The 17278-nt window shown below is 73.6% G+C and carries 12 protein-coding genes; 3 read left to right on the forward strand and 9 right to left on the reverse strand.

What is annotated here, in order from left to right; all coding sequences use genetic code 11:
• Nucleotides 1–3 precede the first annotated feature (3 nt).
• A complete protein-coding gene (locus tag ACZ49B_RS11110) occupies nucleotides 4–1563 on the reverse strand; it encodes a fatty acyl-CoA synthetase (protein ID WP_468303309.1) in 1560 nt (519 codons plus the stop codon).
• Nucleotides 1564–1730: 167 nt separating this feature from the next.
• Here ACZ49B_RS11110 and ACZ49B_RS11115 point away from each other — a divergent pair, with 167 nt between their 5' ends.
• On the forward strand, nucleotides 1731–4226 hold the full coding sequence (locus ACZ49B_RS11115; protein ID WP_468303312.1) for a penicillin acylase family protein: 2496 nt from the start codon (nucleotides 1731–1733) through the stop codon (nucleotides 4224–4226).
• 87 nt (nucleotides 4227–4313) lie between these two features.
• Here ACZ49B_RS11115 and ACZ49B_RS11120 read toward each other — a convergent pair whose 3' ends face one another.
• From ACZ49B_RS11120 to ACZ49B_RS11130, 3 genes are all read right to left on the reverse strand, one after another.
• Nucleotides 4314–5486, reverse strand: coding sequence for a calcium:cation antiporter (locus tag ACZ49B_RS11120; RefSeq protein WP_468303315.1), 1173 nt, complete (start codon nucleotides 5484–5486; stop codon nucleotides 4314–4316).
• Nucleotides 5487–5621: 135 nt separating this feature from the next.
• Nucleotides 5622–7175 (reverse strand): acyl-CoA synthetase, encoded by a 1554-nt coding sequence (locus ACZ49B_RS11125; protein ID WP_468303318.1) that lies wholly within the window; start codon nucleotides 7173–7175, stop codon nucleotides 5622–5624.
• Between the two features lie 5 nt (nucleotides 7176–7180).
• The gene (locus ACZ49B_RS11130) at nucleotides 7181–8296 is read right to left on the reverse strand and encodes an NAD(P)H-dependent flavin oxidoreductase (protein ID WP_468303320.1); all 1116 of its coding nucleotides are present in this window, start codon (nucleotides 8294–8296) and stop codon (nucleotides 7181–7183) included.
• Between the two features lie 274 nt (nucleotides 8297–8570).
• Here ACZ49B_RS11130 and ACZ49B_RS11135 point away from each other — a divergent pair, with 274 nt between their 5' ends.
• Nucleotides 8571–10343, forward strand: a complete 1773-nt coding sequence (locus ACZ49B_RS11135; RefSeq protein ID WP_468303425.1) for a serine hydrolase domain-containing protein — start codon at nucleotides 8571–8573, stop codon at nucleotides 10341–10343.
• A gap of 31 nt (nucleotides 10344–10374) precedes the next feature.
• Here the strand turns inward: ACZ49B_RS11135 and ACZ49B_RS11140 are convergent, their stop codons facing one another.
• Entirely contained in the window at nucleotides 10375–10761 is a 387-nt protein-coding gene (locus tag ACZ49B_RS11140) for a VOC family protein (RefSeq protein WP_468303323.1), read from the reverse strand.
• Nucleotides 10762–10865: 104 nt separating this feature from the next.
• Between ACZ49B_RS11140 and ACZ49B_RS11145 the strand changes: the two genes are divergently transcribed.
• Complete coding sequence (locus tag ACZ49B_RS11145; RefSeq protein WP_468303325.1) at nucleotides 10866–11327, forward strand: nitroreductase family deazaflavin-dependent oxidoreductase; 462 nt, start codon at nucleotides 10866–10868, stop codon at nucleotides 11325–11327.
• A 6-nt stretch (nucleotides 11328–11333) separates the two neighbouring features.
• On the opposite strand, the gene ACZ49B_RS11150 is transcribed toward ACZ49B_RS11145, so the two are convergent.
• From ACZ49B_RS11150 to ACZ49B_RS11165, 4 genes are all read right to left on the reverse strand, one after another.
• Nucleotides 11334–12902 carry a phytoene desaturase family protein gene (locus ACZ49B_RS11150; RefSeq protein WP_468303328.1) on the reverse strand — a complete coding sequence of 523 codons (1569 nt, stop codon included), beginning with the start codon at nucleotides 12900–12902 and terminating at the stop codon, nucleotides 11334–11336.
• Nucleotides 12899–14974 (reverse strand): serine/threonine-protein kinase, encoded by a 2076-nt coding sequence (locus ACZ49B_RS11155; protein ID WP_468303331.1) that lies wholly within the window; start codon nucleotides 14972–14974, stop codon nucleotides 12899–12901. Before ACZ49B_RS11155 ends, ACZ49B_RS11150 begins: the two co-directional genes overlap by 4 nt.
• Nucleotides 14975–15007: 33 nt before the next feature.
• Nucleotides 15008–15946 carry an oxygenase MpaB family protein gene (locus tag ACZ49B_RS11160; protein ID WP_468303334.1) on the reverse strand — a complete coding sequence of 313 codons (939 nt, stop codon included), beginning with the start codon at nucleotides 15944–15946 and terminating at the stop codon, nucleotides 15008–15010.
• 135 nt (nucleotides 15947–16081) lie between these two features.
• A complete protein-coding gene (locus tag ACZ49B_RS11165) occupies nucleotides 16082–17266 on the reverse strand; it encodes an agmatine deiminase family protein (protein WP_468303336.1) in 1185 nt (394 codons plus the stop codon).
• Nucleotides 17267–17278 lie beyond the last annotated feature (12 nt).

Here is a 17278-nt window from a genome sequence, read left to right on the forward strand (position 1 = left end):
ACGTCAACGGTCTGACGGGTCCTGCCGGTGCTCCTGTCCGAACCGGTCACGGAGTTCGCGCTTGAGGATCTTGCCGCTGGCGTTGCGCGGGAGGGCGTCCACGAAGAGGACCCGCTTCGGGGCCTTGAAGCCGGCCAGCCTCTCCCGGGCGTACGCGAGCAGCTCCGCCTCCGTCACCTCGCCGCGCGGCACCACGACCGCCGTGACGGCCTCGATCCACCGCTCGTCGGGCAGGCCCACCACGGCCGCCTCGGCCACCCCCGGATGGGTGTACAGCGCGTCCTCGACCTGCCGGGAGGCCACCAGCACGCCGCCGGAGTTGATGACGTCCTTCACCCGGTCGACGACCGTGAAGTAGCCTTCCGCATCCCGTACCGCGAGGTCCCCGGAGCGGAACCAGCCGTCCCGGAAGGCCTTCTTCGTCGCTTCCGGGTCGTTCCAGTAGCCCAGGCACAGCTGGGGCGAGCGGTACACCACCTCACCCGCCGTGCCGTCCGGCACGTCCGCGCCGTGCTCGTCGACGACCTTCGCCTCGACGTGGCGGACCGGCCGGCCGCAGGAGTCCATCCGCCCCTCGTGCTCGTCCGGTCCGAGGACGGTGGCCAGCGGTCCGATCTCGCTCTGCCCGAAGCAGTTGTAGAAGCCGAGCCCGGGCAGCCGAGCCCGCAGCCGCTCCAGTACGGGCACCGGCATGATCGAGGCCCCGTAGTACGCCTTGCGCAGCGCGCCCAGCTCGCGCCGCTCGAACTCCGGGTGGTTGGCGAGGCCGATCCACACCGTGGGCGGCGCGAACAGGCTGTCCGCCCGGCCCGCCTCCACCAGGCCGAAGACCTCCTCGGCGACCGGCGCGTCCAGGATCGTGTTCTGCGCGCCCACCGCCAGGTACGGCAGCAGGAAGACGTGCATCTGCGCCGAATGGTAGAGCGGCAGCGAGTGCACCGGCCGGTCCCCTTCGGCGAGGTCCAGCGCCTCGATCGCGCTCTCGTACTCGTGGACCAGCGCCTTGTGCGTCATCATCGCGCCCTTGGGCAGCGCCGTGGTCCCCGAGGTGTAGAGCAGCTGCACCACCTTGTCCGGGTCGCGGTCCGCCGCGAAGGGCAGCGGAGCGGCGAGCTCCGCCAGGAAGGAGCCGGGAGCGTCGCGCAGCGGCCGTACGGCGTGGCCCCCGGGGATCCGCGCGGCGAGGTCCGGGTCGGCGAGGACCAGCGCGCTCGTGCAGTCGTCCAGGATGTGGGCGAGGTCCTCGCCGGTGAGGTTCTGGTTGACCGGGACGTGGGTGAGCCCGGCCCGGGCGCAGGCGAGGAAGGCGAGCAGGTAGGCGTCGGAGTTGTGGGCGAAGGTCGCGACCCGGTCGCCGGCGGCCAGCCCGTACCGCTCCCGCAGGACCGCGGCGCCGGTGGAGACGGCGGCGTCGAGCTCCGCGTACGTCCAGGTCCGCTCGCGGTAGCGGACGGCCACCCGGTCGGGGGCCCGCAGCGCGCTGTCGCGCACCAGCCCGTCGACCGTGTTCTGCCGTACCGGCTCCCCGGCCTGCCCTGCCTGCACCGTCTGCGCTGCCGTCATGGCGTGATCCTCGTCTCCGCCGACGGCCAAGGTCAAGAACCGGCGCAACCGGGATACCAAACGGGATGTTGACAGATCATCAGGCCGCCTGCATGAGTGTGGGGGCACGCAAGCACCGCCTGTTCCACGGGCAACCACGCCCATCCGCAGGCTACTTGGGAGGCACGTTGCGCTTTCTTGATGGATACGGCCGCACCCGCCCGCTGCTCCGGCGCGCCGCGCTTACCGGCGCCGCCCTGCTCGCCGTCACGGCCTCGGGGCCGCAGGCCTCGGCCGCGACGGCCGCCGCCGACCGCGGGCCGTCCGGCGGCGGCCTGTCCGCCGTCATCCGGTACACCGAGAACGGGGTCCCGCACATCCTGGCCCAGGACTACGCGCACCTCGGCTTCGGCACCGGCTGGGCCCAGGCCGCCGACCAGGTCTGTGTCCTGGCAGACGGGTTCGTGACCGTGGCCGGCGAACGCTCGCGCTGGTTCGGCGCCGACGCGGCGCCCGACGGCTCGCTCTCCTCCGCGGCCCGGAACCTGTCCAGCGACTTGTACTTCAAGGGGGTGCGGGAGTCCGGCACCGTCGAGAAGCTGCTCGCCGCGCCCGCCCCGGCCGGCCCCACCCGGGACCTCAAGGAGCTGATGCGCGGCTGGGCCGCCGGGTACAACGCCTGGCTCGCCCAGAACAAGATCACCGACCCGGCCTGCAAGGGCGCCGCCTGGGTGCGCCCGGTCACCGTCCTCGACGTGGCCTCCCGGGGCTTCGCCGTCTCCGTGCTCGGCGGCCAGGGGCGAGCCGTCGACGACATCGCCGCGGCGCAGCCGCCGGGCCGGCCGGCGTCCGGCGGCGCCGCGGCGCGTACGGAGCCCGCGGCCGGCGGGGTCGCCCGTACGGATCCTGCGGCCGACACCGACCCTGCGGCAGCCGCCGAGGCCGCGCGGGCCTTCTTCGACACGGGCCGCTACGACATGGGCTCCAACGCGGTGGCCTTCAGCGGCTCCACCACCGCGAGCGGCCGCGGCCTGCTGCTCGGGAACCCGCACTACCCCTGGCAGGGCGGCCGCCGGTTCTGGCAGTCGCAGCAGACCATACCCGGCGAGCTGAACGTCTCCGGCGGCTCCCTGCTGGGCACCGCCGTGGTCAACATCGGCTTCAACGAGAAGGTGGCCTGGAGCCACACCGTGGCCACCGGCACCCCCGTCAACCTGCACCAGCTGACCCTGGACCCGGCCGACCCGACAGCCTATCTGGTCGACGGCAAGCCGGAGAAGATGACGCAGCGGACGGTCAGCGTCCAGGTGGCGGGCGGCGAACCCGTCACCCGCACCCAGTGGTGGACCCGCTACGGGCCCGTGCTCACCGGCCTCGGCCCGGGCCTGCCGCTGCCCTGGACGGCCGGCACGGCGTACGCCCTGAACGACCCGAACGCCGCGAACCTGCGCGGCTCCGACACCGCCCTCGCCATGGGCAAGGCCCGCACGGTCGCCGGGATCCAGGACGCGCTGAAGCGCACACAGGGCCTGCCCTGGGTCAACACGATCGCCGCGGACTCGGCCGGCGGCACCCTGTTCACCCAGTCCCAGGTGCTCCCCCGGATCACCGACGAGCTCGCCGCCCGCTGCTCCACGCCGCTCGGCAGGGCCACGTACCCGGCGTCCGGGCTCGCGGTCCTCGACGGCGCGCGCGGCGACTGCGCGCTCGGCTCGGACCCGGACGCGGTGCAGCCCGGGGTGTTCGGCCCGGGGAAGGCGCCGACGCTGCGCGACGCCCCGTACGCCGAGAACTCCAACGACAGCGCCTGGCTGGCCAACGCCGAGACACCGCTGACCGGGTACGAGCGGATCTGGGGCAGTCTCGGCACCACGCGTTCGCTGCGGACCCGGGGCGCGGTGGAGGACGTCTCCGCGCTGGCCTCCCGGGGCGGGCTGACCGTGGCGGACCTGCAGAAGCAGCAGTTCGCGAACCGGGTCCCGGCCGGCGATCTGGCGGCGGGCGACGCGGCGAAGGCCTGTGCCGCCCTGCCCGGCGGAGCGGCCACCGCGAGCGACGGCCGACCGGTGGACGTCTCGGCGGCCTGCGCGGTGCTGGCGGACTGGGACCGTACGGCCGACACCGGCAGCCGCGGCGCGCTGCTCTTCGACCGGTTCTGGCGCAAGCTGACGGCGGGGACGGCGGCCAAGGACCTGTGGCTGGTGCCGTTCTCGGCGGCCGATCCCGTCCGAACGCCCCGTACGCTCAACCAGGCGGCGCCCGGGATCGGGCGGGCGCTCGCGGACACGGTCGCCGAGCTGACGGCGGCGGGCATCGCCCTCGACGCACCGCTCGGCGCGCACCAGTTCGTGGTGCGCGGCGGACAGAAGCTGCCGGTGCCGGGCGGCACCGAGGCGCTGGGCGTCTGGAACAAGATCGAGGCGCCGTGGAACGCGGCCGCCGGGGGCTACCCGGAGGTCGTGCACGGCTCCAGCCACATCCAGGCGGTCGGCTGGGACGGCGGCCGCTGCCCGGTGGCGCGCACGCTGCTGACGTACGGCCAGTCGTCGAACCCGGCCTCGCCGTACTACGCCGACCAGACCCGGCTGTTCTCCCAGGAGCGGTGGGTGACCTCGAGGTTCTGCGAGCGGGACATCCTCACCTCGCCGCAGCTGAAGGTGGTCTGGCCGCGCGAGCGCCGCTGACCCCGGCCGGGCAGGGCTCGGCGGGTCCGGGCCCTCCCCGACCCGCCGGATCCTCCCGGCCCCGCCGGATCCTCCCGGCCCCGCCGCTCAGGGGCTGACGGCGAGGAACAGGTACGCGGCCAGCAGCACGATGTGCACGCCGCCCTGGAGCAGCGTGGCGCGGCCGGGCGCGATGGTGAGGGCGCTGACCACCACGGTCAGGGCGAGCAGCACCATGTGGATCGGCCCGAGACCCAGCAGGAGGGGTCCTGAGAGCCATACGGAGGCCAGGGCGATGGCCGGGATGGTCAGGCCGATGCTGGCGATGGCGGAGCCGTAGCCCAGGTTGAGGCTGGTCTGGACGCGGTCGCGGCGGGCGGCGCGGACGGCGGCGAGGGTCTCGGGGGCCAGCACCAGCAGGGCGATGATCACACCGACGACGGCGTTGGGCAGGCCCGCGCTGGCGACGCCCGCCTCGATGGTGGGCGAGACGGCCTTGGCGTCGCCGACCACGGCGACGAGCGCGACCAGCAGCAGTCCGACGCTGACCAGCGCGGCGCGGGAGGTGGGCGGCTCGGCGTGCTCCCCGTCGCCGTCGCCGCCCCCTTCGCCGTCGCCGGAGCCGTCACCGGCGCTGTCGCCGCCACCGGAGCCGTCGGTCTTCTTCGCACCGGCCCCGGTGTCGACCGGCAGGAAGTAGTCCCGGTGACGGACCGTCTGGACGGCGATGAACAGCCCGTACAGGGCGAGCGAGGTGACGGCGGCGAAGGTCAGCTGGGCGGTGGAGAACTCCGGCCCCGGCTTGCTGGTGGTGAAGGTCGGCAGGACCAGACTGAGGACGGCCAGGGTCGCCACGGTGGCCAGCGCCGCGCCGGAGCCCTCGGCGTTGAAGACGGCGACCCGGTTGCGCAGGGCGCCGACGAGCAGGGACAGGCCGACGATGCCGTTGCAGGTGATCATGACGGCGGCGAAGACGGTGTCCCGGGCGAGCGAGGCGGTCTTGTCGCCGCCGTCGGCCATCAGCGTGACGATGAGGGCCACTTCGATGACGGTGACGGCGACGGCCAGGACGAGCGAGCCGAAGGGTTCGCCCACCCGGTGGGCGACGACCTCGGCATGGTGGACGGCCGCCAGCACCGCGCCACCGAGGCACAGGGCGACCAGGGCCACGACGAACCCGGGCAGATCGCGTCCCCAGCTGAAGACGAGCGCGAGGAGCGCCACCACCGGGACCACGACGGTCCAGTCGAGCAGGGGGAATTTGCGGGTTGCCGTACTCATATCAGCCAACTTGCCAGAACTGTCCCCCGAATGCGGTGCAAGGGGCGCATCCGGGGCGCTGACGTGGCACTTCTCACGAAACCTCGGGCGTGGCGGAGGCGGGCCGGCGTCCCTCTCCGCCACGCAGGGGATCGCTCACATCGCGCGCTCGCGGCCCTCCCAGTACGGATCGCGCAGCCTTCGCTTGTACAGCTTGCCGTTCGGGTCGCGCGGCATCGTCTCGATGAAGTCGACCGACTTCGGCCGCTTGAAGCCGGCCAGCTGCCGCTCGCAGTGGTGCAGGATCTCCGCGGCGAGGGCGTCCCCGGCCACGAAGCCCTCGGCCGGTTCGATGACCGCCTTCACCTCCTCTCCCCAGTCGGCGTGCGGGATCCCGAAGGCGGCGGCGTCGGCGACCGCCGGATGGGTGAGCAGGGCCGACTCGATCTCGGCCGGATAGATGTTCACACCGCCCGAGATGATCATGTCGATCTTGCGGTCGCGCAGGAAGAGGTACCCCTCCTCGTCCATCAGCCCGAGGTCGCCCACCGTGAAGAAGTCGCCGATGCGGTTCTTCTTCGTCTTGCCCTCGTCCTTGTGGTAGCTGAAGCCGCCGGTGTTCATCTTCAGGTAGACGGTGCCGAGTTCGCCGGGCGGCAGCCGGTTGCCGTCGTCGTCGAAGATGGCGAGCTCGCTGATGGGCCAGGCCTTGCCGACCGTTCCCGGCTTCTTCAGCCAGTCCTCGGCGGTGGCGAACGCGCCGCCGCCCTCGCTGGCCGCGTAGTACTCCTCCACGCACGTGCCCCACCAGTCGATCATCGCTCGTTTGACGTGGTCCGGGCAGGGTGCGGCCCCGTGGATCGCGTGCCGCATCGAGGAGACGTCGTACGCGTCCTTCGTCTCCTGCGGGAGCGCGAGGAGCCGGTGGAACTGCGTCGGGACCATGTGGGTGTGCGTGCAGGCGTGGCCGTCGATGAGCCGCAGCATCTCCTGCGGCGTCCAGCGGTCCATCAGGACCAGCGGGTGCCCGATGTGCAGGGAGGCGCCCGCGAATTGGAGGACGGCGGTGTGGTAGAGCGGCGAGCACACCAGGTGGACGTTGCCGTCGAACGGGCGGATGCCGAAGATCCCGAGGAAGCCGCCGAGGTACGTCTCCTCCGGGAGCTTGCCGGGCAGCGGGCGGCGGATGCCGCGCGGGCGGCCGGTGGTGCCGGAGGTGTAGTTCATGACCCAGCCGAGCGTGCGCCCGTCGGGCGGTGTCGCGGGCTGTCCGCCGAGGAGCTGTGCGTACGGACGGAAGCCGGCGACCGCTCCGACCGCGTAGCGGTGGCTCGCGGGCAGGCCCGCCTCGTCGGCCGCGGCGGTGGCGGCGTCGGCGAAGCGCTCGTGCGCGATGAGCACCTTGGCGCCGGAGTCGGAGACGATCCAGGCGATCTCGGGGCCGACGAGGTGGTGGTTGACCGGGACGAGGTAGAACCCGGCCTGGGAGGCGGCGAGGTAGGCGGTGATGAACTCGACGCCGTTGGGGAGGACGACGGCGAAGACGTCGCCCTCCTCCAGGCCGGCGGCGCGCAGTCCGTGGACGAGGCGGTTCACGTCGCCGTGCAGCCGGCCGGCGCTCCACTCCTCGCCCTCGGGGGTGACGAGGACGGTGCGCTCGGGGTCGGCGGCGGCCTGGGCCCAGAAGCCGTTGGGGGGCTGGTCACTCATGCTGGTCACACCTCTCCGACGCGGCCGGCGATACGGTTGATGCGGTCGATGGCGCGCTCGAAGCCGCCGGTGAGCTCGTCGAAGACGGCCTGGACGCTGCGTTCGGAGTTCATCCGGCCGACGATCTGGCCGACGGGCGTCCCGAGCAGCGGCTGGACCTCGTACTTCTGGATCCGGGAGACGGCCTCGGCGACCAGCAGCCCCTGCAGCGGCATCGGCAGCGCGCCGGGACCGTCCGGGTCGTCCCAGGCGTCGGTCCACTCGGTGCGGAGCTGGCGGGCGGGCTTGCCGGTGAGGGCGCGGGAGCGGACGGTGTCGCCGGATCCGGCCGCCAGGAGCTTCTCGGTGAGCGCGCGGGAGTGCAGGTCCGCCTCGGTGGTGGTGAGCCAGAGGGAGCCGAGCCAGGCGCCCTGGGCGCCGAGGGCCAGGCCAGCGGCGATCTGCTCGCCGCTGCCGATGCCGCCGGCGGCGAGGACGGGGAGCGGGGCGACGGCCTCGACGATCTCGGGGACGAGGACCATGGTGGCGATGTCGCCGGTGTGGCCGCCGGCCTCGTAGCCCTGGGCGACGACGATGTCGATGCCGGCTTCGGCGTGGCGGCGGGCGTGCTTGGCGCTGCCGGCGAGGGCGGCGACGAGGACGCCGTGGTCGTGGGCGCGCGCGATGACGTCGGCGGGCGGGGAACCGAGCGCGTTCGCCAGGAGTTTGATGGGGTAGTCGAAGGCGACGTCGAGCTGGCCCCGGGCGACCTGCTCCATCCAGCCGGTGATCCGCCAGCCCGAGGCCTCGCCCTCGGCGAGCTCGGGTACGTGGTGCTTGGCGAGGGTGTCGCGCACGAACTCGCGGTGGCCGGCCGGGATCATCGCCTCGATGTCGGCCTCGCTGATGCCGTCGACGGCCTTCTTGGCGGGCATGACGACGTCGAGGCCGTACGGCTTGCCGTCGGTGTGCTCCTGCATCCAGTCGAGGTCGCGTTTGAGGTCGTCGGGGGCGGTGTAGCGGACGGCGCCGAGGACGCCGAATCCGCCCGCGCGGGTGATCGCCGCGGCGACCGCCGGGAAGGGCGTGAAGCCGAAGATGGCGTGCTCGACTCCCAGTTTCTTGCTCAGCTCCGTCTCCATGGGCGGCAGCATGCCGCAGCCCGGCGGCCGAGGGAAGAGGTTTTCTGATGCGTCGTCAGATTCTTTACGGGCCGGTCGGTGCGGGCCCCGCCGTGCCGGCGGGCAGATACTTCGGGAGGGCGATTCGGCGAACAGGAGGCCGCTGATGGAGGAGCACACGGGGGACGAAGGGGCGCGCCGCAGAGGCCCGGGCGGCCCGGAGGAGCCGGGCGCGCCAGCGGGCACGGCGGGGGGCACGGCGGGGGGCACGGCGGGGGGCACGGCGGGGGGCGGGATGAGCCGGCGGCGGCTCGGGGCGCGGCTGTTGGCGCTCGGCGGGGTGCTCGTCCTGCATGCCGCACTGCCCGGGGCCGCGGGGGCCGCGGGCCACCCGGCCGAGCGGCGCGCCCTCCAGGGGCTGCGCCTGCGGTACGGCTCCGCCCGCCAGGCGGGGCTTGTCGAGAAACACCTGGAGGAGGCGGCCGACGAGGCCCGGCGGTTCCTCGGCCCCTCCCCCGAACACCCTTACTATGCCGGGGCCGTGCTGCTCGCCGGCCGGGGCCGCACGATCGCCCTGCACCGTGCGATGGGCGAGGCGGTCCGGTACGCGGACTACGACGGCCGCACCGACCGGGTCCGGGAGTTCCCGGCTGCGCAGCGCATCCCGATGGCCGAGGACACCGTCTTCGACCTGGCGTCGCTGACCAAGCTGTTCACCTCGCTCCTGGCCGTGCAGCAGATGGAGCGCGGTCACCTGGAGCTGGAGGCTCCGGTGGACCGGTACCTGCCCGAGTTCACCGGCGGCGGCAAAGAGCTGATCACGGTCCGCCAATTGCTCACGCACACCTCGGGGCTGCGCTCCTGGGCGCCGTTCTACCAGCAGTCCACGCGCGAGGGGCAGCTGAGGATGCTGTGGGCCGTGCGCCCGCAGGAGACCCCCGGGACGGTGTACCGGTACTCGGACCTGAACCTCATAGCGCTACAGCTGCTCCTGGAGCGGATCACCGGTCACACTCTGGATCTCCTGCTCCACGACGAGATCACCGCTCCGCTCGGGATGCACCGCACGCGTTACAACCCGCCGCTCTCCTGGCGCCGGGTCACCGCCGCCACGGAGGTGCAGCGGCCGCCCTGGTCGGGCCTGGACCGCGGGCTGGTCTGGGGCGAGGTCCACGACGAGAACGCCTACGCCCTCGGCGGCGTCGCCGGTCACGCCGGCGTCTTCGGCACGGCCTGGGACCTGGCCGTCCTCGCCCGCACCCTCCTCGACGGCGGCGTCTACGCCGGCCGGCGCATCCTGCGCCCCGCCTCCGTGGAACTGCTCTTCACCGACTTCAACACCGCCTTCCCCGGCGACGACCACGGCCTCGGCTTCGAGCTCTACCAGCACTGGTACATGGGGGCCATGGCCACCCCGCACTCCGCCGGGCACACCGGCTTCACCGGCACCTCCCTGGTCCTGGACCCCTCCACCGACTCCTTCCTGATCCTGCTCGGCAACTCAGTCCACCCCGTACGCACCTGGCGGGCCGGCAGCGCGCCGCGGGTCGCGGTCGGCAACCGCTTCTCCCGCGCCGTCCCGGTCCGTACGAAGCACGGCGGCCCCGCCTGGTACTCCGGCATGGAGACCGGCGGGTCCGGCACGCTCACCCTGCCCCCGCTGACCCCGGCCACGGCCGCCGCCCGGCTGCGCTGCGCCGTGTGGTGGGACACCGTTCCCGGCGAGGGCGCCCTCCACCTGGAGGCCTCGGCCGACGGGGACACCTGGGAGCCGCTGCCGTTCACCACCCTGCGGTCCACGGGCGGCTCCCCCGAGCAGTGGCCGCAGGGCAGTGTCGGCGGCTGGTCCGGCCGCATCTGGCACCGCCTCGAGGCCCCGCTCGCGGCGTGGGCCGGCCGCCCGGTGCGCCTGCGCTTCCGCCACACCGCGACCGGCCGCTACGTCGGCCGCGGGGTGTACGTGGACGTCGTACGCGTCGCGGAGCCGGCCCGCCTCCTCTTCGCGGAGGACCGCCCCGCCGACGCCTGCCGCCTCGAGGCCGTCGGCTGGACCCGCTCGACGGACTAGCGGTGTCCCCGAGGAGGTTTCCCCGAGGACGTCAGCCGTGGCGGACCAGGCAGAAGGGATGGCCCGCCGGGTCCGCGTAGACGCGCCAGCCGTCGGGGGCGGCGTCGGCGCGGGCGTCCAGCAGCGTCGCTCCGCAGGCCAGCACCTGCTCCTGCGCCCGGTCCAGGTCCGGCACGCCGAAGTCCAGGTGGAACTGCTGGGGGTGGGCGGGGTCCGGCCAGCGCGGCGGCCGGTGGTCCGCCACCCGCTGGAAGGCGAGCACGAGACCCGACGGGGCGTGCAGCGTCGCCCACTCCTCGTCGACCGACCACCGCGGGTCCGGCCGGTTGACGGCGCCACCCAGCACCGCCCGGTAGAACTCGGCAAGCCGCAGCGGATCGGGGCAGTCCAACACCACACACTGGAGTTCGGCGATCATGATCCGATGCTGGCATAAAGGCGTGCCCGGCGGCGTTGGCAGTCGTTGAGTTTCGTTGACTGATCAACCCCCGGCAGCTCAGCAAGCGAAGGCAGGTACAGGCCATGGCGAACCCCGTGATCGACTGGGACCACCCGAAGGACCCCAAGCAGGGCACCTGGCAGCTCGACCACGTCAAGCAGTACGTCGCGTCCAACGGGGCCGAGGGCCACCACTGGAACGGCACCCAGACCCTGCTGCTCACCACCGTGGGCCGGGTCTCCGGCAACCCCGTGCGCACCCCGCTGATCTACGGCGAGGCCGACGGCCGCTACCTCGTCGTCGCCTCCAAGGGCGGCGACCCCGAGCACCCGCTCTGGTACAAGAACCTGACGGCCCACCCCGAGGTCCGCATCCAGGTCGGCCCGAAGGTGCTCCAGGGCACGGCCCGCACGGCGACCCCCGCGGAGCGCGCCGCGTACTGGCCCGTGATGGTGAAGCACTGGGCCGACTACGACGAGTACCAGACCAAGACGGACCGCGAGATCCCGATCGTCGTCATCGAGCCCGCCGGGCCCGCCGCGTAACTGCGGTCAGTGCCCCAGGACGGCCATCGCCGCATTGTGGCCGGGGACCCCGCTGACGCCACCCCCGCGCACGGCGCCCGCGCCGCACAGCAGGACGTTGGCGTACGGGGTCCCCACCCCCCAGCGGCCCGCCGCGCCCTGGCCCTCCTCGTACGGCCACGACAGGTCCCGGTGGAAGATGTGCCCGCCGGGCAGCCGCAGTTCGCGCTCCAGGTCCAGCGGTGTCTTGGCCTCGATGCAGGGCCGCCCGTCCGCGTCGAAGGCCAGGCAGTCGGTGATCGGCTCGGCGAGGTGCGCGTCCAGCTGGGCGAGCGTGCCGGTCAGCAGCACCTCGCGCGCCCCCTGGTTGTCCTTCTCGAACAGCCGGGCCGGGGTGTGCAGGCCGAAGAGGGTGAGCGTCTGGTACCCCTGCGCCACGAGCTCCGGCCCGAGGATCGAGGGGTCGGTCAGCGAGTGGCAGTAGATCTCCGAGGGCGGTACGGACGGCAGTTCGCCGGTGGCGGCCTCGGCGTAGGCACGCGCCAGCTCCGCGTACCCCTCGGCGATGTGGAAGGTGCCGCCGAAGGCCTCGCGCGGGTCGACCGAGGTGTCCCGCAGCTGCGGCAGCCGCCGCAGCAGCATGTTGACCTTGAGCTGAGCCCCCTCGACCGGGGGCGCCGGCTCCGCCTCCCCCAGCAGTTCACCCAGAGCCCGCGGTGAGGCGTTGACCAGCACGGTCCGTCCGACGACCCGCCCTTCGCCGGTCGCCGTACGGAAGGTCACCTCGACCGGAGACCGCCCGTCCGTCTCGATCCGGAGCACCTCGTGCCCGGTCGCGATCTCGACCCCGGCCGCCCGGGCCGCCGCCGCCAGCGCGTCGGTGAGCGCGCCCATCCCGCCGACCGGAACGTCCCAGTCCCCCGTGCCGCCGCCGATGACGTGGTAGAGGAAGCAGCGGTTCTGCGCGAGCGAGGCGTCGTGCGCGTCCGCGAACGTGCCGATCAGGGCGTCCGTCAGCACCACGCCCCGCACCAGGTCGTCGGCGAAGTGCTCTTCGACGGCCCGCCCGAGGGGCTCCTCGAACAGCATTCGCCAGGCCGCCTCGTCGTCGATCCGGGCCCGCAGCTCCGCCCGCGTCGGCAGGGGCTCGGTCAGCGTCGGGAACACCTTCTGCGCGAGCTGCCCGGTCCGCCCGTAGAAGGCGCGCCAGCTCTCGTACTCGCGCTCCGAACCGGTCAGCCGGGCGAAGGACTCCCGGGTACGGGCCTCTCCGCCGCCGACGAGGAGCCCGCCGGGCCGGCCGTCGCGTTCGAAGGGGGTGTACGAGGAGACGGTGCGCTTGCGGACGGCGAAGTTCAGCCCCAGGTCGCGCACGATCTTCGCCGGGAGCAGGGACACGAGGTACGAGTAGCGCGAGAGCCGGGCGTCGACTCCGACGAAGGGGCGGGTGGAGATCGCGGCGCCGCCGGTGTTCCCCAACCGCTCCAGGACCAGCACCGAACGGCCCGCCCGGGCCAGGTACGCGGCGGCGACCAGTCCGTTGTGCCCGCCGCCAACGATCACGTCGTCGTATACATCGTGCCCGAAGCTCGTCATGGCTCTTGGTAACACACCTGGCCGAGCCGCTCCAGACAGTGCGCCTCGTCGGCGTGGGCCGCCACCGTGTCCGGATGCTCGTCGCCGAGGGAGCGTTCGCGGATGCCGGACAGCTCCCGGTAGACGGGCAGGGCCTCGTCCCAGCGGCCCAGCCGGCCCAGCCCGACGGCGAGTTCGCGGCGGCTGACGAGGGTGTCCGGGTGCTCGGCGCCGAGCGCCTTGGCCCGCGCCGCGGCGACCTGCCGGGCCTCGGCCACCGCCTCCTCCCAGCGGTCCAGCCGGCCCAGGTTGACGCCGAGGACGTGCCGGGCGCGGAGCGTCTCGGGGTCCCCGGCCCCGTACGCCCGGGTGCGGTCGCGGACCAGGCCCCGGAACAGGTCCAGGGCCTGGGCGGCGTACCCGGTCCGGCCGAGCGCGATGCCGACCTCGTAGCGGGCGGCGAGGGTGTCGGGATGGTCCCGTCCCAGCACCCGCTCCCGTACGGCGGCCACCTGCCGGAATCCGTCCAGGGCCTCCTGCCAGCGCTCGAGGCGGCCCAGCGCGTACGCGACCTCGTACCGGGTCAGCAGCGTGTCCGCGTGCTCGGCGCCCAGCACGGCCGCCCGGTCGGCGGCGACCTCGGCGGCGGTGCGGTGGGCCTCCGCGAACCGGCCCAGCGCCCCGAGGCTGCAGGCGAGGTTGTGGCGGCAGCGCAGCGTGTCGGGATGGAGGGGTCCGGCGCTGCGTTCCCGGGCGACGAGCACCGCACGGTAGACGTCGTGGGCCTCGCGGTGGCGTCCGAGCCGGCCCAGTTCGTACGCAGCCTCCTGGCGCGCGGCGAGGGTGTCGGGGTGGTCGGCGCCGAGCATTCGGGTGCGCCCCTCGGCGACGGCTTCGTACGCGGCCAGAGCCTCCTCGGGCCGACCCGCGCGGCTGAGGGCGAAGGCGCGGCTGTGGCCGACGGCGAGCGCGCCGGGGCCGGCCGCGTCGAGGCCGGTCCCGTCGGAGCCCAAGGCGTACGGGACGCCGTACGGCGCGGTGAGCCGCGGGTCCTCGGCGGCGGCCGGGCGCAGGATGCGGTGCTCGCCGCTGGGGCGCCCGGCGGTCCAGGAGCCGGTGAGCACGGCCCATGCGCCGCTGGCGGGGCGGGCGTCGATGCCCGCCTTGCGGCCGGCGGTCATGCCGCGGGCCCAGCCGGGCAGCGGGGCCTGGGCGCCGGGCAGGCCGCCGGGGCCGAGGCGGTCCTCGACGAGCCGCCGGTGCAGGTGGCGGGCGTCGCCGGGGCGGTCCTCGGGGCGCTTGGCCAGCAGGTCCAGGACCACCTGCTGGAAGTATTCGGGCAGCTCGGGGCGGTGCTCGCGCAGCGGCACGGGCGCGGTGTCGCGGTGGCCGACCAGCACCGACCAGGAGTCGCCGAGGTCGAAGGGCGGGGCGCCGGTGGCGATCTCGTACAGGACGCAGCCGAGGGAGTACAGGTCGCTGCGGTGGTCGACCTCGCCGCCCGCGATCTGCTCGGGCGACATGTAGTGCGGGGTGCCCATGGCCATGGCGCCGCCGGTGAGTTTGGCGGTGAAGCCGATGTCGTGGGCGAGGCGGGCGATGCCGAAGTCGCAGATCTTCACCGTGCCGTCGGTGAGCCGCATGATGTTGGCCGGTTTCAGATCGCGGTGGACCACGCCCTGGTCGTGGGTGTAGCCGAGGGCGGCGGCCAGCTGTTCGGCGACGTCGACGACCACGTCCACGGGGAGCGGGCGCGTCTCGTTGTCCTCCAGGAGCTGGCTCAGGTTGCGGCCGTCGAGGAGTTCCATGACGAGGTAGAGCGGGCCGCCATCGGCGCTGTCGTCGCCGAAGTCGTGGACGACGGTGACGCCGCGGTGCTGGAGGGAGGCGGCGACGCGCGCCTCGCGGCGGAAGCGTTCGCGCAGGACCTGGGTGAAGTGGTTGTCCTGCTCGGGCCCGAGCGGCTTGAGGCATTTCACTGCGACCTGCCGGCCGAGCGACTCGTCCCGGGCCCGCCACACCTCGCCCATGCCGCCGCGCCCGATCAGATCGAGCGACCGGTAACGGCCCTGGATCAGTCTGGACTCCGCCATGTCTTAAAGCCGCCCCCGTTGTCGTGCTACGTCCTACGCCCTCCCCGGCCGGTCCAGTATGGCCGCTGATGTACGCAGTGTGTACGCCGAGGGGCGACTGCCGGGGCCCATGCGGCGCATCGCTTTCAAGATGTGACCTGGCGGCAGCTGCCACCGCAGACCTGCGGGAATGCTGCGCAGCAGGGTACCGGTGAGGCGCAGGCGACGGGTGATGACGGGTGCCGGTGGAGCCGCCCGCCCGTACAGCCGGTGCGCGTAGCCGGGGAGGGAACCGTAGGCCAGTTCCGCGACCGGGCGCCACAGCAGGTTTCGGCCAGGTACGAGGAGGGCAGGGGTGGGCGGGCTCCGCAGGAAGGCGACCACGGCGCGGGCGTCGGGTCCGGCGGCGAGCTCGGGGCGGACCTTCTCGAAGTAAGCGGCGAGGGCTGCCGTGTCGGCCGGGACCTGCGCCGGGTCGAGGCCGACCAGGCGGGCGTTGACACGGTTCTCGTCGACGTAGCGGTCGGCCTGGGCGGCGGTGAGGGGGACGCCGGAGCGGCGCAGGACGTGCAGGAAGCTGTCGATCTGCGCGCAATGCACCCAGAGCAGCAGCTCGGGGTCGTCGACGGGGAACCGCTCGCCGGTGGCGGGGTCGGTCGCGGACAGGCTCCGGTGGATCCGGCGGACGCGGGCGCCGGCGCGCTCGGCGGCCTCGGTGGTGCCGTAGGTGAGGGTGCCGACGAAATCGGCGGTGCGGAAGAGGCGGCCCCAGGCGTCGGAGCGGAAGTCGCTGTTCTCGAGGACCCCGCGGACCGCGCGGGGGTGCAGGGCCTGGAGGTAGAGCGCGCGGACTCCGGCGATCCACATGATCGGGTCGCCGTGGCACTGCCAGGTGACGGACGCGGGCCCGTACAGCCCGGGGTCGGCCCAGGGCGGGGCCGGTGCGCTCCCCCGGTCGGGCGGTGTCGGTGCGCTCCCCCGGGTTGCGGCCATTCCCGTACCTCCCGTACGTCCCGTATCGCCCGTAACTCCCGTACGTCTCCCGTGCGCCGCGTGCCGGGACGGTGCTCGGCCGCCCTCTGCTCCAGCCTACCGAGGCACGGCGGACCGGAGCAGGGGTACGACGGGTCAGGCGGCCGGTTTGCCGGGCTGGTCGTGCGTGGAGCAGTGGATGCCACCACCGCCGGACGCGATGGTGTCGATCTGCACGGGCACGATCTCCCGCCGGGGGAAGTGCTCCTGGAGGATCCCCCTCGCCCGGTCGTCGGCCTTGGCATCCCCGAACCGGGGCATGAAGACGGCCCCGTTGGCCACGTAGAAGTTCGCGTAGGTGGACACGAAGGCGTCGCCGCGACCGGTGATCCTGTCGAGGTCCGGCTGGGGCAGGTCGACGACTTCGAGGCGCTTGCCGCGCGCGTCGGTCGCCTCCTTGAACACCGACCGCGCCTGGTCGGCCGCGCGCGACCACACGTCGGGCGGGGTGCCGGGAAACGCCTGGTCGAGGAGGACGACGCCGGGGGCGGTGAACCGGACGAGGCTGTCGACGTGCGCGTCCGTGATGTCCTGGCCGCGCACGCCGGCGAGCCAGATCACCTTCTCGATGCCGAGGGCGCTCTTGAGCTCGGCCTCGATCCGGTCGCGGCTCTTGCCCGGATTGCGGTTCCCGTTGACCACCGAGCTCTCGGTCACCAGCAGGGTTCCCTGGCCGTCGGTCTCGAAGGAGCCGCCTTCGGCGACCAGCGGAGCCTGTACGCGCTCGACTCCGTACTCGGCGAGCAGGGCGCGGCCGACCTGGGCGTCGTTGCGGTGCTCCTGTTTGTTGCCCCAGCCGCTGAAGTTGAAGTCGACGCCGAGCAGCTTGCCGGGCTCCTCCACGAACACCGGCACGGTGTCGCGCGCCCAGAGGTCGTCCACGGGGAGGGGGACCACCTCGACCTGCGAGCCGCACGCCTTCTGCGCCGCCGCCCGCTGGTCGGGCCTGGCGAGCATCACGACGGGTTCGTACGCGGCGACCGCGCGGGCCGTGCGCGCGATGTCCTCCCGCACCGCGGGCAGCTGCTCGTACCAGACGCGTTCCAGCGCGGGCCAGGACATGAACGTCCGGGCGTGGCCCTCCCACTCGGCGCCGAACCTGCGCTTCTGCTGCACCGCGCCGGGGGCGGTCGAGGTGCCCGCCCCGAGATCGGCGGGCTCGGCAGGAGCACAGGCGGCGGCTCCCGCTCCGAGGGCGAGTGCGCCGCCAATGCCGGCGAAGGCGCGCAGGGCGGCGCGGCGGGACGAGAAGGAAGGGGACGAGGGCTCCTGCGGTGACATGGCCACACTGTG

The sequence above is a fragment of the Streptomyces sp. NPDC031132 genome (genome assembly GCF_055570595.1).